Source organism: Vibrio sp. vnigr-6D03, assembly GCF_002835515.1.
Classification (GTDB): Bacteria; Pseudomonadota; Gammaproteobacteria; order Enterobacterales; family Vibrionaceae; genus Vibrio; species Vibrio penaeicida.
In genome coordinates this window covers 499,604-522,338 of the sequence record NZ_PIZL01000012.1, presented here as the reverse complement: position 1 = coordinate 522,338, position 22,735 = coordinate 499,604, and the positions used below count along the sequence as shown (strand labels likewise).

Sequence of the window (22,735 nt, the reverse complement as noted above, 5' to 3'; positions counted from 1 at the left end):
CGATCCCTCTATTATCGACCTATTTAGTGACTTTTGAGTAATACACCTGATGAGCAGATGAGCCTTGCTCGTAACCCTTAACGTTCGCGCGAAGTGCGGTTTGCGCTTGGTTTTGGAACATCACGACAATGGGCGATTTTTCCATCACGTCATGTTGCAAATCACGGTATTGCTGCAAGCGTTTTTCGCGATCGGTTTCTTTCAGTGCGGCTTCTACTTTCTTGTTCAAAGCGAGATCTTGCCAGCCATTACGCCACGTTGTAGTGGAAACATAGTAGTCGTCATCGTTGTTGGCATTGTAGGCAAATGCCCCCGCGTTTGAATGAGGGTCGGCGTAATCTGGCCCCCAGTACAACAACATACCTTCGTGTTCACGCGCACGGTATTTGGTGATGACCTGATTCCCAGTACCCGGTACCAAATCGATTGCAATACCAGCGTCGGCAAATGTCGCTTGGATCGATTGAGCCATGCTAGAGAAAGGCTCGCTGTTGATGTAATCCATTTTTAAACTGAGATTCTCTATCTTAGCGTCCGCTAAAATCTGCTTGGCTTTTGCCACATCTAATGAATACGGGGTATCGCTCACAGCGCCAGGCATGCCTTGTGGCCAAAATGCTTGGTGTACTTTAAATTGACCTTTTAAGAACGAATTTGCCATACCTTTGTAGTCGATCAGGTATTTTGCCGCTCGCCAAAATTCTGGGTTGTTCAACTTGTCGTTTTTCACATTAAACGAGAAAAAATACACCGCCGATTGAGGGTAATCTTCGACTTTCAGATCAGAATTGTCGGCAATGGCTTGAATTTGATCCGGTCCCAAACCGCGCGCGATATCGATGTCGCCTTTTTCTAACATGATACGCTGCGTGGTTGGCTCAACAATGTGACGATAAATCACTTGTTTGATCGCTAAATCGCCTTCCCACCAATCTTTATTGGCGCTGAGTACAACCGTGTCGTTCGCCTTCCAGATCCGAAGAGAAAAAGGGCCAGAACCCGCACTGTTTTTGTTTAGCCATGCGTTGCCCATGTCGCCATCTTTCTGATGTTTTTTCACCGTTTTACTGTCTACGATAGACGCGACAGTCGCCGTTAACGTGTTTAAGGCAAAATCAGGGGAAATGCCTTCTTTGTAACGGATTTTGACAGTGTCATCGTCTACTTTCACCACTTGAGATTCGATGTTGTCTGCGTTCCAACCGAGTTGTTTCACAACAGCAGACGGGGTTTTGTTGAGCTTCATGACTCTCACAAACGAGTACACGACATCGTCGGCTGTCACGTCATTACCCGAGGCAAACTTAGCCTTTTTATCCAGTTCAAAAGTGATGGTGCGATTGCTGCTGTCCGCTTGCCACGAACTGGCTAACCCGCCGACCAACGTGTCCGTTGCTCCTGCATGGTATTCCACCAGTTGGTCGTACAAACTGTTACTCAATTCTCCGCCAGTAAACTCGTAAATTTGTGCCGGATCGAGTGTAGCGAGATCATCAATGTTTTTTGCCACAACCAGAGTGGACGGTGGCGTGGCTGCAAACGTTGATGTGCATAACAGCATGCTGGTGGTAACGGCTAGCTTGCGCCAGATAAGGTGTTGATTTAAGTACTTCACGTAATGTCTCCTGTTACTTTTCAAGTGCACGCCGAAAAGCCATTAAGTCAGGTGCTACTTGCTGCGCAACTTCCATTGCATTGGGTAAATCAATACTAAAGTAGGCCCCCTCTTCATCGAGGAGGTTGATGGTGCCAATCACTTCATCCTGAAACATCACAGGAAGATTGATGGCAGAACCTAATTCAAGCCGTTCAAACAAATCGCTGTCTTTTAAATGCTTATCCAATAACGCTCGCTCGTTACACACAAAAGGAGTTGCCTCTACCACAACGTGTTGATGCCAATCGTCAAACTCTAGCGGTTTCACTCCACTCACAGGGTAATGTTCAGTATCACTGGTGTAGCATCGACAGGCTTGGCTATTGGTTAAGCACATAATGGTCATCAACTTAAAACCCACCGCGCGTTTGAGTTGCTGCTGGGTGCTTTCAAAGCTCAAATAAGCCTCGGTCATGTTATTCCTCCTTATGGTGGGCAAAGATGTCGAGGTCGCCAAACCACATCACGCGGCATGGCGTGGTATGCGTATTGCGCCATTGATGAGGAATGGCCGCGCTGTAATGAGCACTATCACCACTGGTGAGCACTTGAGTTTTATTGTTTAGGGTTAATGTCAACTGCCCATCCAACACCACGCACAACTCTTCACCCTCATGAACCATTGCTTCAGTTTGAAACCCCGGCTCCAAAAGGACTTCAGCCCCATTGATTCGCTTACCTGGAAAATCACTCGAAAGCTGCTGATAGTGTGCTTTGCCATCCGGTAGAGAAAAACCTGCACGATCCGCCGCTAAAATCACCGAACCCGCATTGCTAGGCACCGAAACAAAGCTTTCCATATCAGACTGCAATACGTTCGCAATGATCGCGAGCGACGAGAGGGAGGGTGAAACATCGTTACGCTCAACACGCGACAAAAAACCAATAGAAAACCGAGATTCATCGGCGACTTGCTGCAACGTTTTTCCTAATTCTTTTCGCTTTCTACGAATCCTTGCACCAAGAGAATAAGCATCCATACCTGTTACACCCCAGCATGTTTCCATTATGTTAAATGTGTAAAAATTTTACTATACGTAAAAATATGTTTAGTTCAAGATGTGACCAACCGATCAAATAACAACCAGATCACATTATTGATAAAAACACCAAAACAGAAAAATTATGAATAATGATGCACTAAAATAGCGTAAGTTTTCGAAAAGAAGGTGGTTTTACGTTTTTTTATAGAAAAAGGTAATACGCTCGCTCACGAACTATAAAAACGTTATACCGAAGTGAAAGATAAGATAGGACAACTTATTGAAAGGTGAAGAGGTGATGAGGTGAATTTACATTGTAAACTTGCCAGATAACTAAAATTTTATCTGGCAGTTCATCCGTTGAAATTACAATAAGCGATACTGTTTGGCTTTGTTTCTTAAGAAACTCAGCCCATCCGTCATCACTTCTTCTGGGCTCTCTGCGACTGGTCGCCAAACCGACAAAGCAGACGCGATTTGCGGTGGAAGGTTAATGAAACTTTCCATAGTCATTCCTCCCTTAAAACCCACCGCCGCTAACGCTGCAAACACTTCATCCCAATCACACGTACCGGACCCCGGCACGCCGCGATCACTTTCGGAAAGGTGGATGTATTTTAAGTGTTCTCGACAATCCAGAATGCCGTTTGCAGCCCCCTTCTCTTCAATGTTCATATGGTACGTGTCCAAATGAATAAAGATGTTGTCAGAGCCAATTCTTTCTAGCAGTTCCACGGCTTGCCACGCAGTATTGAATAAGTGATTTTCGTACCGGTTGATCACTTCAATGCCCAATTCAATGCCCTGTTTTTTCGCATAGTCCGCCGTTTGTCTCATGGTTATAGCAACGTTATCCAGCTCCTTTTGTGTGGGCGGTTTTCCCGTTCTTTCACCAATACCGCCATACGTCACCCCTGTAAGGGATTGTCCGCCCAATGCCACCGTTTTATCAATGGCAAGCTTAAGAAAATCGAACGCTTTATCAGGTACTTGAGAAGGTAAACAATGCAAAGGTACGCCCAAAGAGCACACGGCATTTAACTCCGCTTTTTCCAATAGGGCTCGGGTATGAGGAGCGTCCACACCAGGGGGATCCAACATGGTGATTTCTAAAAAGTCGATACCTTGATATTGGCTGGCTTCGGAAATCGCACGTTCTGCTCCTTCACGGGTCCACTCCAATGCCCACATACTTGTATGTACACCAAATCCTTTCATTTTGTTTCTCCTATTAAACTTTCTTTCTGTAGAACCGTATCCAGCCCCATCGGATAACCATGACGGCAATCAAAAATAGCCCCCACGCCGCGGTAGCAAAATGTTGATTAATTCCAATTAAATTCAAACCCGAGGAAAGCGCTTGCAATATCACGAGTGCCAAAAGAACAGACACCACTTTTCCGAACCCACCAAATGGATCGACGCCGCCGAGAAAACACGCCAACACGGTGATCAATAAATAAGACTCTCCATGCCCCACACGCACCGAGTTAAAGCGCAGCATCATGACAATGCCCGCTACAGCGCAAAGTACGCCAGACAAGGTATACACCAACGTAAGAGCGCGTTTTGTGTGGATTCCGGAGTAACGCACCGCTTCGATATTTGACCCCATTAGATAGGTGATGAGGCCAAGCCGACTTTTGGCGAGGAAGACGTAACAGACCAAAAATACCGAAAGCATGATCAAGAGAGGAATGGGTATCCCCAAAACGCTGCCATGACCTAAAGGTTGAATAAAATCGGGGAACCCTGAGATGTCTTTCCCACGAGTAAGAAACTCGCCTAACCCACGTAAAAAAATCATCATGGCCAGCGAAACCAAAATCGGATGCGCATTGGTGTAGGCAATCACAGCGCCCATCATGTAACCAGAGAGTGCCCCAACCAATAAGGCAACCAAGCATCCGCCAATAAATGCCGCAACAGACGCATCCGTTCCACCGAACTGTGTCAAAATCCACGCCAGCGTCAGCCCACAGAAATTGGCGCTGAAGGTGATGGCGAGATTCAAACCACCCGTTAAAATCGGCAGCAGCATAGCCAGAGTTAAAATACCCAGCTCCGGTAATTGAAACGCCATGGATTCAAAATTAGCCACCGACAAAAAACGCGGAGAGGCCAAACTGAAACCTATAAATACCGCCGCCAGTAAGAGGCTTAAGCCGATATTCTCGATCCCTACGGTTTTAACAAAGTGAGGCCAAACGGAATCGTCTTTTTTCGTCGAAGATAGCTCAGACGCAGAGTGCTTGGGCGAAGATTGGCTATCCGAATGACGAACAGATTGATCACTCATGTGCTTCTCCTTTTGCCATCGCTCTTTTAAACCGCCCCGAAGGCAAAGACACGGTAGACCAATCCATATTTGAAACGGATATTGCCACCAATATCACCACGCCAACGACCATCTTGAAGGCGTAAGGCGATACCCCTAATAGGTTAAGACCGTTTTGCGTGACCGCCACCAGCATCACACCCAAAATACAACCGAGAACGGTTCCCCGCCCCCCGCCAAGCCTTGCTCCGCCAAGTACGACTGCCGCCAGCACATCCAGCTCGCGGCCATACATCGCATTAGGGACAACCTCTTGAGCGTAGTTGACCTGCATAAGCCCTGCGATTCCCGCCATCATCCCCATCCAGCCAAACGCAATGTACTGCATGGCGCCAATATTGATGCCAATTCTCCGAGCTCCTTCTGGATTGTTTCCAAAGGCATAGAGCTGACGCCCTATATTGGTGTGGCGAATGAGCACCCATGTCGCGACCACACACACCGCCATAACAACGACGGGAAGCGTCAATTCCGCCCACGATCCGTTTGCCATCTCGCGTTCAAAAATGATCACTCGATCCGTCCACCAATCTGGAAGGTTGTAAATGGAAACCCCGCGGGTGAAGAACATCAGCAAGCCAAAGAAAGCATTAAATGTGGCGATGGTGACCACTATAGAAATGATCCTAAAATGATGGATAAGCGCGGCGTTGATCGCGCCGAGTGCAATGCCAACTACCGCCGACAAACCAACGCCTAACGCCCAACTGCCGCCTCCTAAATCAATAATGGTGGTGGCCACGATGTATTGAACAACCGAAGCGCCCACGGCAAATGAAATATCAATGCCTCCTGCAATCAAAACCACCAGCAACCCGACAGCAAATATCAAATTGATGGAGCTCGCATTCAGCAAATCAAACAGGTTCGTTAAGGTAAAAAATTGCTCGGTAGACAACGACAAGCCAACACACGCCAGCAGCAACACTGCGCCGAGCCAGACTTCTGTTGCTTGATGTCGATACAAGGCTTTCCACCACGGCAGTGGCAATGATTTATTTGAATCAGACATACACGACCTCTTCCAACGATTTCAGCTCTAACTGACGCGGATCGTACTCGCCCACAATGTGCCCATCCGCCATATGAAGGACACGATCAGCATTGAAGTACACTTCTTGAATTTCATCGGAGATCAGTAATATTGCTAGCCCTTGCTTCGCTAGGCTCCTCACAATCTCAAAAATGCCCGCACGTGCGCCGACATCCACCCCAACGGTCGGGGAATCTAAAATCAGTAATTTAGGCTGAGTGGCTAACCATTTTGCAATGGCAATACGCTGCTGATTTCCACCAGATAAAGTGGCGATGGCGTCGTCTTGCAAGCCAATTTTTACGGCTAATTCTTGAATCCAATGTGTGACCAGTGCGTTTTTCTTGTCTGAGGAAATGAGTTTTGAACCGGAAAGTAAGCGGTCTAAAACAGGCAATGCGATGTTGTCTGCGATGGATTGCTCTTGAATCAAACCAAGTGAAAGACGGTCCTCAGAAAGATACGCAATGCCGAAGTCAATCGCGTCTCGATTCGATTGAAAGCGCGTGACTTTCCCATGCATATGAATGGACCCAGATTGGGGAGAAGACATACCAAAAAGGGTTTTCCCAAGCTCTGTTCTTCCTGCACCGATTAGACCAATGAGCCCAACCACCTCGCCTTCTTTGACGGTTAAAGAAACATCGTAAAACTCATTGTGACGCGTCAAATTGTGGGTTTGAAGCACAGTGGGGAAATCTTGAGTATCGGTTGCCGCGACTTCGGAATTCAAGAGCTTCCCCGTCATCAGCTCCGTCAAGCGAGACTGCGTCATGTCTTCTGTGTTGAATACTCCAACAAGCCGACCATCACGCAGCACAGTAACTCGGCTGGAGATTTCCAGAACTTCGACCAAGCGGTGGCTCACAAACACTACGGCGACACCTCTATCGGAGAGCTTACGGACGACATCTAACAAATAGTCTGTCTCTGCTTGCGTAAGCGATGCTGTAGGCTCGTCCATGAACACCACTTTCGCATCCGAGACCAGAGCACGAGCAATCGCGACAATTTGCCTCTCGGCAATGGGTAAGGATTTCACCGTTCGATTCAGATCCATGTCCACACCAAGTTTTTTCAGCGCCCGCGTTGCCATATCGGACATCTTGGCGTGATTCACCCAGCGCGGCGCCATGCCTAGGCTGCTTTCCATTGCAATGTTCTCTGCCACGGTCAGTTCTGGAAACAGTGCCAGATCTTGCCAAATAACCGCTACACCTAACGAACGTGCCAACTGCGGTGTCACCTTATTGACCTTTTGACCCGCCAGTTCCATTTCCGCACCTTGCGCAGGCTGATAAACACCGGTAATCACTTTAATGATGGTGCTTTTTCCGCACCCATTTTCTCCCGCAAGGCAATGTACCTCGCCAGCCCCTACCTCAAACTCGACATCATCCAAAGCCTGCACACCACCGAATCGAATCGAAACGTGCCGAAACTTCAGAATCGACTTTTGGTTCTGATTTACACTAGAACTATCCACCCAACAACTCCTGTAACTGGTTTACTAAAGCGGGTCAAGTTAGCTGACCCGCGATTGTGTTACTGACACTGAGTTACAGCCCCATAGCGGCAAGATCGTCTACCGTGTTTTTGTTGAGTTCGACCAGTTGATCGACAATTAAGTTGGTTGAGCCCGGCTCAGGGTTAACCACACCAAGACCCGGAATGCTGGTGCCTGCCTGAATCGTCTCTCCTTTGATGAGTTTGTCAGCCATAGTCACAAACACCTTGCCCGCTTCCATGGGGTTCCACATAAAGCCACCAGTTAGCACACCGTTGTGAACGAGCTTGCGCCCTTGCCCCGGAGAAAAGGGACCAAGTACCAGTACTTCACCCGTTTTTCTGCGCTCTTGCACTGCGCGAGCTGCACCAATTGGGCCTTGGCTTCCAAATGCGAGGAAACCTCTCAAACCGGGGTTTGCCGACATCAAATCCAAAGCCGTTGTGCGGCTATCATCCACACTTTCAGCCACGCCATAGCGATCGCCTGTTAAGGTCATATCGGGATGGTTTGCTTTGATGTATTCAATCGCGGCATCTGCCCAAGCGTTATGAAGTGGCACCGTTAGAGAACCGACAAATACAGCGTATTGCCCTTTGCCCCCAAGCTTTTCAGCCAGTAGTTTCCCGTAGGCATCACCAAAGCCCTTTACAGACGCCAATTCGAAATTCCAATCCACATTTTTTTGAGCAGGCGATTCGTGGGTAATGACTTTGATTCCTTGCTGACGCGCTTTTGCCAACACAGGCTCTAGCACTTCGGCATCATTAGGAACCACGCCAATCGCATCGACCCCTTGGGCAATCAAATCTTCAATCGCACGTACCTGAAGCGCAGGGTCGGCGCTGGTTGGCCCTATCATAAAGGCATCCATTCCCAGAGCTTTCCCCTGCTGTTTAATGCCTTCTTCCATTGCGTTAAACCAAGGGATCCCCCCTATTTTCACCACTACTCCCATGGTCGGTTTGTCGGCAGAAAAGACAGGCAACGAAGCCATTAATGCGAGAGAACCTATTGAGATCAATTTCAGCAAACGTTTCATAGCGTTAAAATCCTTCTTCTTCATCACACTCAATTCAGAGCGCGGCTGAATAACGTAGAGCGAATCGAACAATGGCAATTGGCTCTGCAAAGTAAGATGCTTTCAACCTTAAAAGCACCATCGATTGTGCAAAAAAAGGAAAACATAAATAAAAGGCAAACGAGCGAGCTTGTCGCACATGTTTTTTGCCGAATGACTCATATTTAGCACAATCGATAGTGCAAATAGTAAGGTATACTTTGAGAAAGTGGTTGCCTCACTATTGATACGACAGTAAAAAATAAAGCATTGATTTGGTAACTTATTAAAAAATATATGGTTATTTTTTAAACGTTTTTTTAAATGAAACGTCGATAAGCAAGAAAGGAAGCGCGATGAGCAAGTCAGAAAAGAAAACCACCATTTATGACATTGCCAAAGAACTGGAGATTTCAGCCTCCACCGTTAGCTCTGCACTCAATGGGACATGGAAAGCAAGGCGGATATCAGAAAAGAAAGCCATGCATATCCAACAATTCGCCAGAGAAAAAGGCTACTCCATTAACATGCAGGCTCGCGGGTTACGAGCGGCTAAATCTGGCATGATTGGCTTGTTAATTCCTCAGCACGATAGCCGATTTTTCGCCTCATTAGCACAGGAATTCGATCACAGCGCTAAGCGCCGAGGCTTATGCCCCATCGTTATCGCAACAGAGCGTGAGTCATCCGATGAACGGCAAACCGCAGAAACGTTGATTTCCTTTTCGGTCGATGCCTTGTTTATTGCAGGCGCAACCGATCCAGATGCCATCAGCGATGTGTGCACACAAGCTGGTGTACCGCACATCAACCTCGATTTACCCGGAAAAAAAGCGCCTTCGATTGTGACTGATAACTTCTCGGGCGCGACCGATTTAGTGGTCGCCATTCGCGATCGAATTAAAAGTGATTCAGCACAAAGCCTTGTTTTTATAGGCGGTAATTTGGAAGACTACGCCACTAAAGAGCGCATCAGGGGGTTTAAACAAGCAACCTCGGATCTTCCTAATGATCTTTGCAGTATCTACGCTGAAGGCTACCAACCCAAAGATGTACATGAAACCGCGAAGCGCATATTTTCCCCTTCTCATCCCGCCCCTGCTGGCGTGTTCGTCAATTCAATCACTGCTTTTGAAGGGATAATTCAATTCATGCAAGAAAACCAACGCCATCCACTCCGCCGCTCCATAATTGGCTGTTTCGATTACCACCCCTTTCTTGCCTACGTGCCCTACAACGCATTTATGGTGAGGCAGAACGTAAAAGAAATGATCCATTTAGCATTCGAACTGTGGGAACGTGGCGATACAGGCAATCACATTGTAAAGGTCAAACCCGAGTTGGTTATCAATGGAGCATAGCCCTTTAGCCCTTATAGATCTGGAGCTATGGGGCTTTGGGCTTTGGGCTTTGGAAAATAACTCAGTGGAAAAACGCGTCTGCTGCCAGAGAGCATTGTGAAAATGTAATAAAATGGGCACTGATCAGAACTCGCCTCACCATGACTTGCGATTCATCACTGACATACACATAATCGAACTCATTCATTTATTTCATTTTTGTTTCTAAGCCCTTTGGGTCAGTTGACCTAGGCAGGACAGGTTATCGCTTCATGAATATCATTTTGAATACCGACTCGTACAAAGCCTCTCATTACCTCCAATATCCGCCAAAGACAGAATTCGTCTCAAGCTACATTGAGTCCCGCGGTGGTGAATACCCGCAAGGAGTGTATTTCGGCTTGCAAATGTTTCTTGACCAATATTTGTCACACCCCATTTCTCAAGAAGACATTGATGAAGCGAAAGCGGTTTTAACAGCGCACGGTGAACCCTTCAATGAAGAGGGATGGCAATATATTTTAGAGACGCATAAAGGCTACTTACCGATTGAAATCCAAGCACTCCCAGAGGGCAGTGTTGTGCCTGCGCGTACACCTTTGGTGCAAATTCAAAATACGGATCCAAAATGCGCGTGGCTAACCAGCTACCTTGAAACATCCTTATTGAGAGCGGTTTGGTACCCAACCACTGTCGCCAGTAAATCTTTCGCGATTAAATTGATTATTCAACGTTATCTGAAAGAAACTGCCGACAACCTAGACGGGTTACCTTTCAAACTTCACGATTTTGGTGCTCGTGGCGCAGCAAGTAATGAAGCGGCATCCATAGGTGGTTTGGCCCATCTATTGAACTTTATGGGTACGGACACCGTTTCTGCATTGGTTTATGCCAAACGCTACTACAACGAAGACATTGCTGGGTACTCCATCCCCGCAGCCGAACACAGCACTATAACGGCGTGGGGGCAGAAAAACGAATCTTTGGCCTACCAAAATATGCTAGACCAATTCTCAAAACCCGGAAGCTTAGTGGCGGTTGTGAGCGACAGTTATGACCTGTTCCACGCCATCGATAATATTTGGGGGGACGAGTTAAAAGCGAAAGTCGAAAACAGTGGTGGAACCTTGGTTGTTCGTCCTGATTCGGGCAACCCAGTCGAGATTGTGGCGCAAACCATCGAGCGCTTAATGGCTAAATTTGGGGAATACAGAAACAAAAAAGGATTCCGTATGTTGCCAGATTGCGTTCGGGTCATTCAAGGCGATGGGATCTCTCAAACCACCATCGAACATATTCTCTCCGAACTTAAATCCAAAGAAATCAGTGCCGATAACTTGGCGTTTGGCATGGGTGCTGAACTGCTGCAAAAGGTAAACCGAGACACCATGAAGTTTGCCATGAAAGCGTCTGCCATTTGCATTGATGGGAAGTGGCACGACGTATTCAAAGATCCGGCGACCGATCCTAATAAAGCCTCTCGAAAAGGTCGCTTAGCCGTTATCGAAGCATCCAATTGGGAAACAGTCCGTGAAGACGAGTTAAACGGGCGTGAAAACGCGCTTCAAGTGGTATTCAAAGACGGGCAGGTACTTAAACGTCATACGCTGCAAGACATTCGCGAACGTATCCAATCATGCAAGTAATTTTTAGTGCAGTGATTATTAGGGTCTGTTGATCTTTCTCGGTTAAATTTTGTTCGAGTTCTATGCCTTTTAATCGCGGCGCAAGGTGTGTAGCCTAGTCATTCTAAGCAAATACCTGCAACAATGAGTAAAAGGCAAAGAAATGAACCCTTCAGGCAGCAAATTCCGTAGCGATTTCCTTCCGCCCCCACCATCTGCATCTTAGACCAGCAAAGTTTTTCTTTTTAGAAACATGACATTTCCTTTTTGCTTATCGAATAACCCCCTCTTAGATAATTAAAAAGCGTTCCTCTGTTATTGACTCAATAACACATTAATAAATAGAGACTTTACTGAAGGATTAGTTCTCCGTGACCAGACAAAATATGGGGACATAAAACAGATATTGTGCTAAGAGTACCAAAGATTAGAAATCGAAAGGAAACAATGGCTTTAAATAGAGTAAGCTATCAAAATTAAGGAAGATGAAAATCATTTTTCATCTCGGGTGATACAAGGCAGCATAGAGTTTCCGTTTCAATAAGCATACCTTGCAACACTTTCTAAGTTTGCTCCGCCGAATCTCATAAATTCAACAAAACTCATAACAAAACATCAATACTACGCTCGATTACATAAGCAATCATTGACTCCCGTCTAGCTGGCTAAACTCTCATCTAGCTTCACTTTGCTTTCCGTTTCAACCATCTCCTTTAACTTTTTCCATTCGTTGTATATAAAATAGATGGCAATAACAGAAAGGAATATATTGGAAATAGGGACAGCAAGCCAAATACCTTCTTTACCAAAGATGGGAGGAAGTACGAAAATGAAAGGAATTTGTATCACCATATTTAAGGTTGCTATTAACGACGCTCTGTTTCCATTACCTAAACTTTGAAAAAAGACACCAGCGGCAAATATCAACCCATCCAGACAAAGTGCAAATAGGTGCAACTTGAGCCCCAAGTTTGCAGCTTCATTGAGTGCGGAATCAGTACTGTTGAAGAAGTTAACAACTGGGTCTGTCCAAATATAGATAAAAGCAGTAACAATCAGACCAGAACCAATAGAAAACGAGAACATATATTTTACAACAGATTTGACATTCTCTATTTTTTTCCTGCCGAACTCATAGCTGATAAGTGGTTGTGCTCCCGAGACTATCCCTTCTGCAAACAAAAAATACAATGAGGTTACATAGCCCACAATGGCATATGCACCTACATACACAGGACTGGTGTAGTGCAAGAACAAGTAATTGTGAACTGCGACCACAAAGCTAATATAGGCATACATAATCACGCTAGAAAATCCAATGGAGCATATTTCCTTTGCTAATTCGAATTTTACCTTTAGGTGCTTCGCTACAACTCTAAATTCTCGGCTTCCCGCAAAGAAGTGGGCTAATGAAATGATCACCACGACGGATTGGGAAATTACCGTTGCGAGTGCAGCACCTGTCATCGCCATGTTCAAGTGAACAACTAAAAACCAATCCAACAATACATTCAATAGAGCGCCTATGCCTATAATAAAAGTGGCTTTTACAGGGCTGTTGTCGTTTCGTACTAAAAATGGCAGTGCGACTCCCCCCATACAAATTGGTGCGGCGAGATAGATGACCAATAAGTATTCTTTAGACAGACTTAGGGTTGTGCCTTCCGCCCCTTGAATTATCAGTAAGCCATTTCCTAATAAAAAGCTTGCCAGTCCAACAACTAATCCCAACCATAAAATGATGGATATAGAGTTTCCAATTTGCAGATAGGCTAGAGAGGTATTTCCTTCACCCTTCGACATCGAGCTAAGTGCCCCACCGCCAATACCTATCATCATACCCAAACCGTATATGATACCAATTATAGGCCAAGACAAATTGATTGCTGCTAGCCCTTCAGCACCAACATATTGCCCAATAAAATACCCATCAATAACTTGATAGAGTCCACTAACGATCATCGCCACAACCGATGGAATGACATACCCCATAAATTTCTTTCTTATAATAGACTTACTACTCATTGAATTTTTCCTTACACCTAGCCAAGTGACCGTCTCTAAATACTATTTTTATGTGAACGGCATGCCGCTGCTTCTGCCAGCTTTTCCAATGCCGCTTCTGTGTCTTTCCAACCAATACAGGGGTCTGTAATAGACTGCCCGTACGTTAACGTTTTACAATCATTAATCTGTTGAGAGCCTTCTACTAAGAAACTTTCAAGCATTACTCCAGCTAAGTATCGGCAACCATTTGTGAGCTGTCTGCACATTTCTTCTAACACGACCAATTGATTGACATGTTTTTTTTGGCTGTTCCCATGACTGCAGTCAACAATGAGGTTCGATGTTATCCCCGCTTCTCGCAACGCTATGCGGGCCTTTTGCAGAGAAAATTCATCGTAGTTTGGCTTCTTCCCTCCACGTAAAATAAGGTGACCACAGCTGTTTCCTATCGAAGTTGTCTCAGAAAGCCGACTGTCTCTGTCTAAAGACATATACCGGTGCTTCGCTGCGGCACTTACAATTGCATCAGTAGCAATGTCAACATTCCCATCTGTACCATTCTTGAAGCCAATAGGAAAAGGAAACCCTGAGGCCATTTGTCGATGAAGTTGGCACTCCGTGGTTCTTGCTCCGATTGCGCCCCATGACACTAAGTCTTGCAAATAATTTGCGTGTAAAGGTTCTAAAAATTCCGTTGCTGCACTTAAACCAAGTTCATTGATGGACTTGAGAATTTTTCTCGATAGCTTTAAACCATCATTAAAAGCAAGCGTACCATTTAGATAAGGATCGTATATCAACCCCTTCCAGCCATTCCGGGTTCTAGGTTTCTCAAAATAAGAGCGCATAACAATCTCTAAGTGAGATTTATACATTTTATTGAGTTCGGCTAGTTTCTCAGCATACTCTATTGCTGAGTTCTCATCATGAATAGAACAAGGACCAACTATCACGAGTAATCGATCACACTTGCCCTCAATGATTTTCGCTATTCTTTCTCTACTTTTTGCAACGCTTTGAGCTATGCCACGAGTTATTGGATGCTTATTGTCCAAATCGTTGGGAGTATAAACATAACTGCTTTCTTGTATATTTAAGCTGGTTAAAACTTCCATATATATATCCTTTATTTATATTAAAATTTAATTTTTTTACATATAAACAAGAGCTAAATCACTTTTTCTAATTATTCTCTCTCATACTTCTAGAACAGGCTCTTGAAAACATTTTTCCAAATATGAATTTAAATATTTTTCGAACAGCTCTTTTTGCTTATCAATGATCAAATTCATTGATTTTTTACAAATGTTAGGATTGCAAAAAACAGCCCGATAAACGGAATAGCATTCTGAGTTTCGACCTTTCAACTCAGTTAATGATACAAAACCATCACCATCTCGAAATATCTCTTTCTGTACTTTAGTGTTTAACAAGTTTTCAACTTCTCTTCTCTTTTCCTCATTCCAATGAGGTGCTCTTTGTATTCTTATTCGGTACGTCACGATATTTGTTTTGGGTTTCTCAAATAATTCAATTCCCTTTTCTTGTTCTATCAAACTGGCAAATTCTCTTGCTTTTTCTATATTGCTATTCACTACAGCTTCTATCCCATCTCTACCCCAAATAGAAAACAGTGCATGAAGCAGCATAGAGTATGCCGGACGTGTACCTTCTAGGGTGTACCTTCCTAAGTCATAACTCTCTTTCTTGCATTGATATGCCGTATTATTTTCAGAGTGGAGAGCAAAATCTGGCTGCCTGAACAAGCAGAAGCTAATTCCAACAGGTAGGTAGAATTGCTTGTGACCACAAACTGTGATGGAATCTGCAAGTTCAATTCCCGAGAATACGTGCTTGTGCTTGCGAGAAAAGAACATCGGTCCACCCCACGCTGCGTCAACATGGAAATGTGCGTTGTTGCGTCGAGCAACATCGGAAAGACGTACTAATGGATCCACACTTCCCGTCTCGGTTGAACCTGCAATTCCAACCAAAGACAATACTTTGATGCCCATTAGTCTTAGTGAAGATAAAACACGTTCAAGCTCATCTATATCGATGCTTCCATCAGGTAATGTTCTTACGCGAACCACTGAATTTTTGCCTAACCCTATGAGTTTCGCAGCTTTATCAATGGAATAGTGCATCCGTTCTGAACCGACAATAACTACACCTTCTGTTTTATAGTGTTTTAATGCATTGTGAAGCCCTTCTTGAGCAATACCTTCGAAAGAATTGCTTTTCGAGAACATCTTATTTAAAGCAAATGACATGGCTGTAATATTGGCTAACGTTCCCCCACTTGTGCCGACTCCCAAACAAACATTAGGGTTCTGCATTTTTTCCTTATAGAAAGAATGGCTTTTATCAAAATAAGCGTGATGCAGTGTTCCAATTACCTGACGCTCGATCAACGTTAAAATATTGGATGTCTCAACTTTGACAACGTTTTGGTTCATCTCGGTTATGGTGTTCATTAATTGCTTAATAAATTTTGGGATAGGTCCAGTCATGTGCCCCATGTAACCTTTTGAATCTAGGTTAATTGAATTGGGAATAATGGTATTCCTGAGCATTTCGTCATAGCTAGACACATCATCAACTGCTTTCTTTTGAATCAAACTGTAAATGTAATCATTCACTTTATTGCCTATTTCAAAACCACCTGAAAATGCTTCGCTTTTTCTATCCTCGAAGTTTTCTTGGTCTAATTCAAGCGCACAATCAAACAAGGTGTTACTTTCTAATTTTTCACTTTTCATTTTTCATTTTCCAAAATTATTAATAGGCTAATGGGAATTATTATCTCGATACCATGTAGATTTCTTAACACGCCCAAATCTCATGTCTGTAAATTTAATTTCTTCTAACGTAATTTCCCATATATCATGTGCTCTACTCTTAAATAGTGGATATTTATCAAGATATAAAGACTTTGCCTTTTCCAGTTGCGAACCCGATAAATTTTCAATTTGTCCTTTGTATTGAACCCCTTGCTTTAAGAACAAAAATGGCGATTTAGAGTACATAGTCCCTGAAACAACATAGTTTTCTTTCATTATTTTGGCGTGCCGAGTTTCTTTATGAGTTGATATGATTAATGCCATTTTTTCTTCGTCAAATTTAAATATACAATTCGCTGACCACAAGTCATCATCACTTGAAGAACATATACTTAATATATTATTCCTATGAAGAAATTTTTTCATGGTTTTATTTTTGCAAGTTAATTTATTTTCCATATGTCCACCATATAGGCAATTAAAACAAACACAACGTTATTTATTTATCTTCACTGCCAAATCAATAATATTTTCAGAGTTTTTAATCTGATTAGCTGTTACTTTTACATTCAGTTCAGAACTTATTTTTTGGGCAGCAATAAAGAATGATATAGAGTTCACACCTAATTCTGAGAATGTTTTTTCAGAAGGGAACCGAGGTATATTAGTAACTGAACCAAATATATCGCATATTCTACTAACTAAACTTCCTGGAAGTTCTATCTCTAGATCACTTAAAAAATCTTTATTACTTTTTAATATATTGTTCGGGTTAGGCTTTGGTAAAGACTTGCGATCGACTTTCCCATTCGCCGTTATCGGAAACTCATCAAGAACAATATAGTGCTCCGGTATCATGTATTGCGGCAGTTTTGACGACAATTGCTCGTCCATATCACGCTTTTCGATCGGGCTGTTTGTTGTTAGGTAAGCCGTCAACGCTTGAGCATCCCGAACTTCTGACTCAGCTAGGGTGACCACTGAAAAGTCAATCGCATCAACTTCCTCAATCACAGATTCGATTTCTTTAGGTGCCACCCTGTTTCCTCGAACTTTTATTTCTGAATTACTTCGACCTACCCATTCGTAAAGCCCCGAAGGTAACTTTCTAACCTTGTCACCGGTTTTGTACATGACTTCACGAGTCTCAGGGTGATGAATAAAAGACGCCTTATCACCACTGCAATACCCTAAACATACCCCATGCCCACCGATGTAAAGCTCGCCATCCTCGGAATAATTACCACCTGTATCAATTACATAGAAGTTGACATTCTCCAAGGGCTCTCCGATAGGGATCACCGTATCTTTCTGGTCAATCTTATAGCAAGAGGCGTAGATGGTGGCTTCTGTTGGTCCATACAAGTTCCATATAGACTTCGCGCCCTTCATCGCTTTGACTAGAGAAGGACGAATAGCCTCAGCACCGGAAAATACATTCAAGTTTTCGTGAGGCTTCCAGCCCGTTGCTAGCAATATTTGAAGATAGCTCGGTGTTGCGTGAATGAATGTCACTTCTTCCAATAACTCGGAGACAGCCATAGGGTCGGATGCTTGATCTGATGTGGCTATAAGTGTTGTTCCACCAAGATAAAGAGGTAAAAGAAGCTCAAATATTGACACGTCAAAGCATACCGTTGAGTGTGCAAGCGACGTGTCTTTTTCGGTTAAGGTGAGACGCTCCGACATTGAAGCCATAAAATTCAGAAGCGAACGATGAGAGATTTTGACCCCTTTTGGTGTCCCCGTTGAGCCACTGGTATACAAGATGTACGCAAGTTCATGTGGTTCTGGAAATTGGATACGGCATTCCTGTTCCCAAGTATTTAAATCCACTTCATCGATTTCAATGACTTTGCAATTCAATTGCTTGGCGACATTCACTGTCGTCTTATCAGCAATAATCAGCAAGGGGTTCGCCATAGAAGTGTATTGTTGAATGCGTTCCAGAGGATGATCTGAGTCTAAAGGATAAAATGAAGCGCCAACTGACCAACAGCCCAACATAGCGGGAACAAGAACAGAGCCCCGCTCAAGCATAATCCCCACCGTTTGGCCATGTAAATTTCCTTGCTCAGACAACAAATTGTTTATGTAAGAGCATTGGCGATATAAAGATTGATAACTGGTCTTCTGACCATTACAAATAATTGCGTCACTGTCTTTATGTGTCACTATCTTATTCCACAATGCGGACATAAACGTTTTACTTTCAGGTTTTGAGGTGCACATATACCTCTCCTTAAGGTAGATAAACCTTTGAGTTATGTTTTAATAGCTAATTGTTAAATATTTATTTGTAAATAATACGTAATATTATTTTTATATTTAGTTACTTAATTTAAGGAATTAATATACTAAATAGAAATTCAATTTAATTATTTTCAACCCAACTTTGATCGAAATACTCTGTTGGCAAGAAAAAGTTAAGTTCCAAACTTCTCAGGAAAGGACCAATACACACGACATTATCTAACTTATCTTGTTTTTGCTGCTCTAATAGCTCATCTAAATACAATGTTTCAATCTCATTCTTTGTTATGGCACTCTTAACATCTTCTGCTTCACTTAGACGTTTAAGATCTTTAAAACAAGTATTCACCGGATAATCACAGCGGTTTAATTCCATACCCTCTAGTAAACTTGAGATCTTCAGGCTTGCCGCCCCCCTTAAAGGAGAATGATAGGCGGTATTACATAGCTCTTCAGGAAGGACATCTATATCTAACAAGCTCTCTTGAGCCGCTTTTTCTAGGTCTTTTCTTAGCCCCGAAAGCATGACCAAACGACCTATCCCGCCTTGTATCTGACCATAATCTACAGCGACGTTAATTCTCTCAAAGTCTGAAGCGGAATGTTCTACCTCATTAGGGATAAATACAAACCCAACACCTTCAGGCTCATCACGTCGATCATGCGGTTTTTCTTCTCCATTCAGAATAATCGATATTGCGTCCTTTAACGAGATAGCAGAACTAAAGCACAGGGCAACAAGCTCACCTAAACTCACACCACCAACACTTTCTGGGGCACCGTGAGTAGACTTTATATAGTCGGCAATCCCAAGCATTCCTGCCATTAGCCCTAGCGAGCTCAATTGGAAGTTCGAGACTGAACTCGGGGTTTCTTCTTTTTTCAGCAAAGCATTAACCGAAATGCCCGAATACTCTGCCACTTCATTAAAACGCTTCGCTACGCATAGATGTCGTTTCACAAGTACCTGCATGTCTTCCATGTTGTGCGAAACATCCGCAGGTCCAAACACAATTGAATATTTATTCATAAGCTTTTGAAATCCTCTCCAATACACCATTCTTTATGAATTCGATACCCCCTAGCTTTGGTAAGAAACTCAGCGAGATAACCGTCGTGGGGAACATGCTTTGACATCCAAGTCGTGGGTATTGGACCAACATACACATTGCCGATATCAGAAAGTTGGAGTACATCTTCAACTACAGACACGTCTGTTGAATACAGGCTGACCGCCAAAGACCCCTTAAGTTGGCTTGGTAAGTTATCTCTATCCAAGGGAAGGACTGACACACAAGGAAACGGTAATTCTCTGTGTCTAAGAGACTCACTATCGCCCAAACTGTAGTCGACATAAGGTTTAACAATAATGCCATCATCAGTATGCGTTGTATGAAAGCCAAAACTGCCGCTTGAGGAGCTGAGATTTAAGGTTTGTTTGAATGCTTCAATCTGACTGTCGGAAGCCTTAGGGTAGTGCTTTTCATACTCACTCCGTTTAAAGTAATCTGCCAACTTTGTTGCAAACTCTTCGACATCACCATCGACATACACCACACTTGTAGAGACACATGCAGCACCTCCAAGAGTCATAACACACTCTGCGGTATGTTTTATTGCACTCTGCTGATTGACTTCTGAAGTCACCACTACTTTGGAATGCCCCGGTCCTTGAACCAATATGTTAGGTTGATGAGCGTATTGCTCAACCGTTTTCTTTCCACCATAAACAATGCCCAAGTCGGTCGTTTCCAGAAGTGTGCTGACACCTTTATGATCGGTACAACAGAGAGAAACATAGTCAACTAGCCCCACCTGAGATAACGATTCCACTAGGCGTTGAGCAGTAAACGGCTCGCTGTTTGATGGCTTTATTATGACTCGGTAGCCCAGAGCAACCGCTTGAGGCCAAAGCGCATGAAGCCCAGGACCATTTCCTGCGGCCACTACCGATAAGACGTCTCCCCTACGTGAAACGATACCCGTACCTTCAAATGCATCCTTTCCTATCAGGTCTGTACATAAACCTCTGGGAAGAGAAAATTGAACTGTATCAGAAATGTGTTCCAGCGCATCGCCAATGTAATGAATGGAATGCTGAACGGTAGACTCTGGTAACCCGGTCGCACGATGCACTAAGTTCATATATTGCGAAGGGCTTAAGCCACATACTGTGCCATTCAAAAACACGTCCGATGCTTCGCAAATTGCAGCTTGTATCTCTGCAAGCTTGAGACGTTTTCGGCTTTTGGCTTGTGAAGATAGCTCGTGAACATAGATGGGGGGAGCTAGGCTAATTTCAGCAATGGGCGTTGAACTGAAGTCCAATATTTTAGAACGCTTGCGAGCTTCGTAGCCTTTTCCAAACCCACAACTGTGCACCTGGTGTAAAGCGCCATCCTCTTCATTCAAACTGACAGAGTCCATTAGTACACTCCCTCAATGACTTCAACACCACCTACTTCTTGCAAGGGTTCAACCATCGCAACCGCATCGCCAACCAGCCCGTCGTTACGAGGCAGACGAATCGCCGTGTCCCTTTCTAAAATGTTGGGTAAAAATGCATATCGGGTAAGATGGTGCATGAGGACACGACCTCTGCTACCGTATTCCACCGTATTTTCGGCTTTCTCTACATCTATCACCTCAAAGAGAACATTTGGGCTAAAGCTGTCAAAAATGGGGTTGTCTTGATACTCTTCTCCCATTCTCGCACGGGCTTCTCCCAAAATCATTGTACTGCCATAGCTCGCATTGAATTCAACATCTGGAAAAACGTGCTCCTTCAGGTAATCCAATGTATCTGGATCCATTTGAGTCCCCCCCCAGGTAATGACTTTCAAAGTCCGATTTAGCTTTTCAGTTAGAGGCTTATTCTTTGCAATATTTTCAAGGAGAGGAGGAGTAGCAATTAAATAGCCGATATCTTGGTTAGACAGAATATCCTCTATTTGTTTAATGATGTGTTGGCTGTATTGGTTGGCTACATCAAATTGCTTTTCGTGAAGGAGTTTTTTTACCCACCTAGGATCCATATCGACCGTAAAGTAATACCCACCATAAGCCTTGGCTCTTCTTTTATTTATTTCCCCTACGATATGAGGACCACTTGGGACAACAGCAAGCGTATTAAGTGGTTTTTCCTCCTGTGAGTGAGATACGTTCTCCACTCGCCATGTCACTAGATTATTCAACCATTCATCAAAAGCGACCACTTTTTTTGGCTTGCCCGTTGTCCCTCCACTTTCATAAATTCCCGCAATTTCAGCTGAAAGAAGCCCCCTGGGAATAAGAGATTCCGCATCTACATGCTTTAAGTCTTCCGAAACGTCAGGGAATAACCGTAAATCAGACAGGTTGTTTATGTCTTTTAATGGGTCAAAATTGAACTTCTTTCTCTTTTCAAGCCAGAAAGGGGATCCTGTCTCTGGTGAGAAATGAAACGCTATGACCTTTTTCAAATGTTGCTCAAATGATGGATTACTAATATTCATGATGTACCTCTGCGATAGCGTTATGGTTGCAACCAAATAACATTCCAGTGACCATTGTCTTTTTCACAACGAATTCTTCGGTGAAGCCGATCGGAGCTCGATGCCCAAAACTCAATTTCTGTAGGAATAAGAAGGTAAACAGAGAAATGTTCAGGGCAAGGCAAAACGCCTTGTTGCTCTAGCTCTTCCGCTTGCTTCAACATCTCGCTGGGTTTTATAAGTGGTTCACTTTGCTTTGAAATGGTTGACATAGGATGTAACCCTGCCGGTCTTGCATTCCAATACTTTTCTATTTCATCGCGATTTAATTCTTTCACTTCTCCGCAAACCGAGAGCTGCCTACCGAGCTCTTTCCAATAAAAATGACAAACTGCTTTCGATCCTGCTTCTGCGTCCTGAATTTTTCGGCTACAACTGTGGGTGGCAAAAGTAATACCATCAATTGAGAATCCGAGTGCTGCCATGACTCTAGATGTGAGTTGACCTTCTCCATTTTGGGTGGTTAATACCATCGAACTTGGCTCTCTCGCTTTTATTTCCTTTGCATATTTCAACCAACTCTGAGCCAAATTAATGGGATCAACCGAAGTATCTAAAAATTTGGGGAATGGCGTATCAGCTATTCCTGACATACTTTCCAATTTACTTGACATAT

The 22,735-nt window shown here is 43.8% G+C and carries 19 protein-coding genes; 2 read left to right on the top strand and 17 right to left on the bottom strand.

The features are described 5' to 3' along the window. Positions 1–19: 19 nt before the first annotated feature. The 8 genes from CW749_RS10280 to CW749_RS10245 form a co-directional block, all read right to left on the bottom strand. Positions 20–1,615 (bottom strand): ABC transporter substrate-binding protein, encoded by a 1,596-nt coding sequence (locus CW749_RS10280; protein ID WP_201797005.1) that lies wholly within the window; start codon positions 1,613–1,615, stop codon positions 20–22. A gap of 13 nt (positions 1,616–1,628) precedes the next feature. After that, positions 1,629–2,072 (bottom strand): GAF domain-containing protein, encoded by a 444-nt coding sequence (locus CW749_RS10275; protein ID WP_101111927.1) that lies wholly within the window; start codon positions 2,070–2,072, stop codon positions 1,629–1,631. A gap of 1 nt (position 2,073) precedes the next feature. Beyond that, positions 2,074–2,637, bottom strand: a complete 564-nt coding sequence (locus CW749_RS10270; protein WP_180958375.1) for a cupin domain-containing protein — start codon at positions 2,635–2,637, stop codon at positions 2,074–2,076. A 369-nt stretch (positions 2,638–3,006) separates the two neighbouring features. Continuing rightward, entirely contained in the window at positions 3,007–3,858 is an 852-nt protein-coding gene (locus tag CW749_RS10265) for a sugar phosphate isomerase/epimerase (protein ID WP_101111925.1), read from the bottom strand. 13 nt (positions 3,859–3,871) lie between these two features. Beyond that, positions 3,872–4,939, bottom strand: a complete 1,068-nt coding sequence (locus tag CW749_RS10260) for an ABC transporter permease (protein WP_237322395.1) — start codon at positions 4,937–4,939, stop codon at positions 3,872–3,874. Continuing rightward, on the bottom strand, positions 4,932–5,990 hold the full coding sequence (locus CW749_RS10255; RefSeq protein WP_101111924.1) for an ABC transporter permease: 1,059 nt from the start codon (positions 5,988–5,990) through the stop codon (positions 4,932–4,934). Before CW749_RS10255 ends, CW749_RS10260 begins: the two co-directional genes overlap by 8 nt. Further along, positions 5,983–7,497, bottom strand: a complete 1,515-nt coding sequence (locus CW749_RS10250) for a sugar ABC transporter ATP-binding protein (RefSeq protein WP_101111923.1) — start codon at positions 7,495–7,497, stop codon at positions 5,983–5,985. Before CW749_RS10250 ends, CW749_RS10255 begins: the two co-directional genes overlap by 8 nt. A gap of 73 nt (positions 7,498–7,570) precedes the next feature. After that, on the bottom strand, positions 7,571–8,560 hold the full coding sequence (locus tag CW749_RS10245) for a substrate-binding domain-containing protein (RefSeq protein ID WP_101111922.1): 990 nt from the start codon (positions 8,558–8,560) through the stop codon (positions 7,571–7,573). Positions 8,561–8,934: 374 nt separating this feature from the next. Here CW749_RS10245 and CW749_RS10240 point away from each other — a divergent pair, with 374 nt between their 5' ends. Continuing rightward, positions 8,935–9,939 carry a LacI family DNA-binding transcriptional regulator gene (locus tag CW749_RS10240; protein ID WP_101111921.1) on the top strand — a complete coding sequence of 335 codons (1,005 nt, stop codon included), beginning with the start codon at positions 8,935–8,937 and terminating at the stop codon, positions 9,937–9,939. 251 nt (positions 9,940–10,190) lie between these two features. After that, positions 10,191–11,564 carry a nicotinate phosphoribosyltransferase gene (locus CW749_RS10235; RefSeq protein WP_101111920.1) on the top strand — a complete coding sequence of 458 codons (1,374 nt, stop codon included), beginning with the start codon at positions 10,191–10,193 and terminating at the stop codon, positions 11,562–11,564. A 636-nt stretch (positions 11,565–12,200) separates the two neighbouring features. Here the strand turns inward: CW749_RS10235 and CW749_RS10230 are convergent. From CW749_RS10230 to CW749_RS10190, 9 genes are all read right to left on the bottom strand, one after another. Next, positions 12,201–13,568, bottom strand: a complete 1,368-nt coding sequence (locus tag CW749_RS10230; protein ID WP_101111919.1) for an MATE family efflux transporter — start codon at positions 13,566–13,568, stop codon at positions 12,201–12,203. Between the two features lie 35 nt (positions 13,569–13,603). Beyond that, positions 13,604–14,665, bottom strand: coding sequence for a 3-deoxy-7-phosphoheptulonate synthase (locus CW749_RS10225; protein WP_101111918.1), 1,062 nt, complete (start codon positions 14,663–14,665; stop codon positions 13,604–13,606). Between the two features lie 81 nt (positions 14,666–14,746). Next, positions 14,747–16,312, bottom strand: coding sequence for an aminotransferase class V-fold PLP-dependent enzyme (locus CW749_RS10220; RefSeq protein ID WP_101111917.1), 1,566 nt, complete (start codon positions 16,310–16,312; stop codon positions 14,747–14,749). Positions 16,313–16,339: 27 nt separating this feature from the next. Next, positions 16,340–16,792, bottom strand: a complete 453-nt coding sequence (locus CW749_RS10215) for a pyridoxamine 5'-phosphate oxidase family protein (protein WP_101111916.1) — start codon at positions 16,790–16,792, stop codon at positions 16,340–16,342. A gap of 36 nt (positions 16,793–16,828) precedes the next feature. Further along, a complete protein-coding gene (locus CW749_RS10210; RefSeq protein WP_101111915.1) occupies positions 16,829–18,565 on the bottom strand; it encodes a non-ribosomal peptide synthetase in 1,737 nt (578 codons plus the stop codon). A 142-nt stretch (positions 18,566–18,707) separates the two neighbouring features. Beyond that, the gene (locus CW749_RS10205) at positions 18,708–19,616 is read right to left on the bottom strand and encodes a hypothetical protein (RefSeq protein WP_101111914.1); all 909 of its coding nucleotides are present in this window, start codon (positions 19,614–19,616) and stop codon (positions 18,708–18,710) included. Continuing rightward, the gene (locus CW749_RS10200; RefSeq protein WP_101111913.1) at positions 19,613–21,013 is read right to left on the bottom strand and encodes an aldehyde dehydrogenase family protein; all 1,401 of its coding nucleotides are present in this window, start codon (positions 21,011–21,013) and stop codon (positions 19,613–19,615) included. The genes CW749_RS10205 and CW749_RS10200 overlap by 4 nt, the downstream gene beginning before the upstream one ends. Beyond that, positions 21,013–22,080 carry a hypothetical protein gene (locus CW749_RS10195; RefSeq protein ID WP_201797004.1) on the bottom strand — a complete coding sequence of 356 codons (1,068 nt, stop codon included), beginning with the start codon at positions 22,078–22,080 and terminating at the stop codon, positions 21,013–21,015. Before CW749_RS10195 ends, CW749_RS10200 begins: the two co-directional genes overlap by 1 nt. Positions 22,081–22,100: 20 nt before the next feature. Beyond that, a complete protein-coding gene (locus CW749_RS10190; RefSeq protein WP_101111912.1) occupies positions 22,101–22,733 on the bottom strand; it encodes a pyridoxal 5'-phosphate synthase in 633 nt (210 codons plus the stop codon). Positions 22,734–22,735: the final 2 nt, after the last annotated feature.

Excerpts from the sequence above, each read along its gene's own strand:
- CW749_RS10275 (WP_101111927.1), bottom strand. The coding sequence starts at position 2,072 with ATGACCGAGGCTTATTTGAGCTTTGAAAGCACCCAGCAGCAACTCAAA.
- CW749_RS10270 (WP_180958375.1), bottom strand. The coding sequence starts at position 2,637 with ATGGATGCTTATTCTCTTGGTGCAAGGATTCGTAGAAAGCGAAAAGAA.
- CW749_RS10265 (WP_101111925.1), bottom strand. The coding sequence starts at position 3,858 with ATGAAAGGATTTGGTGTACATACAAGTATGTGGGCATTGGAGTGGACC.
- CW749_RS10260 (WP_237322395.1), bottom strand. The coding sequence starts at position 4,939 with ATGAGTGATCAATCTGTTCGTCATTCGGATAGCCAATCTTCGCCCAAG.
- CW749_RS10255 (WP_101111924.1), bottom strand. The coding sequence starts at position 5,990 with ATGTCTGATTCAAATAAATCATTGCCACTGCCGTGGTGGAAAGCCTTG.
- CW749_RS10245 (WP_101111922.1), bottom strand. The coding sequence starts at position 8,560 with ATGAAACGTTTGCTGAAATTGATCTCAATAGGTTCTCTCGCATTAATG.
- CW749_RS10240 (WP_101111921.1), top strand. The coding sequence starts at position 8,935 with ATGAGCAAGTCAGAAAAGAAAACCACCATTTATGACATTGCCAAAGAA.
- CW749_RS10235 (WP_101111920.1), top strand. The coding sequence starts at position 10,191 with ATGAATATCATTTTGAATACCGACTCGTACAAAGCCTCTCATTACCTC.
- CW749_RS10230 (WP_101111919.1), bottom strand. The coding sequence starts at position 13,568 with ATGAGTAGTAAGTCTATTATAAGAAAGAAATTTATGGGGTATGTCATT.
- CW749_RS10225 (WP_101111918.1), bottom strand. The coding sequence starts at position 14,665 with ATGGAAGTTTTAACCAGCTTAAATATACAAGAAAGCAGTTATGTTTAT.
- CW749_RS10220 (WP_101111917.1), bottom strand. The coding sequence starts at position 16,312 with ATGAAAAGTGAAAAATTAGAAAGTAACACCTTGTTTGATTGTGCGCTT.
- CW749_RS10215 (WP_101111916.1), bottom strand. The coding sequence starts at position 16,792 with ATGGAAAATAAATTAACTTGCAAAAATAAAACCATGAAAAAATTTCTT.
- CW749_RS10210 (WP_101111915.1), bottom strand. The coding sequence starts at position 18,565 with ATGTGCACCTCAAAACCTGAAAGTAAAACGTTTATGTCCGCATTGTGG.
- CW749_RS10205 (WP_101111914.1), bottom strand. The coding sequence starts at position 19,616 with ATGAATAAATATTCAATTGTGTTTGGACCTGCGGATGTTTCGCACAAC.
- CW749_RS10200 (WP_101111913.1), bottom strand. The coding sequence starts at position 21,013 with ATGGACTCTGTCAGTTTGAATGAAGAGGATGGCGCTTTACACCAGGTG.
- CW749_RS10195 (WP_201797004.1), bottom strand. The coding sequence starts at position 22,080 with ATGAATATTAGTAATCCATCATTTGAGCAACATTTGAAAAAGGTCATA.
- CW749_RS10190 (WP_101111912.1), bottom strand. The coding sequence starts at position 22,733 with ATGTCAAGTAAATTGGAAAGTATGTCAGGAATAGCTGATACGCCATTC.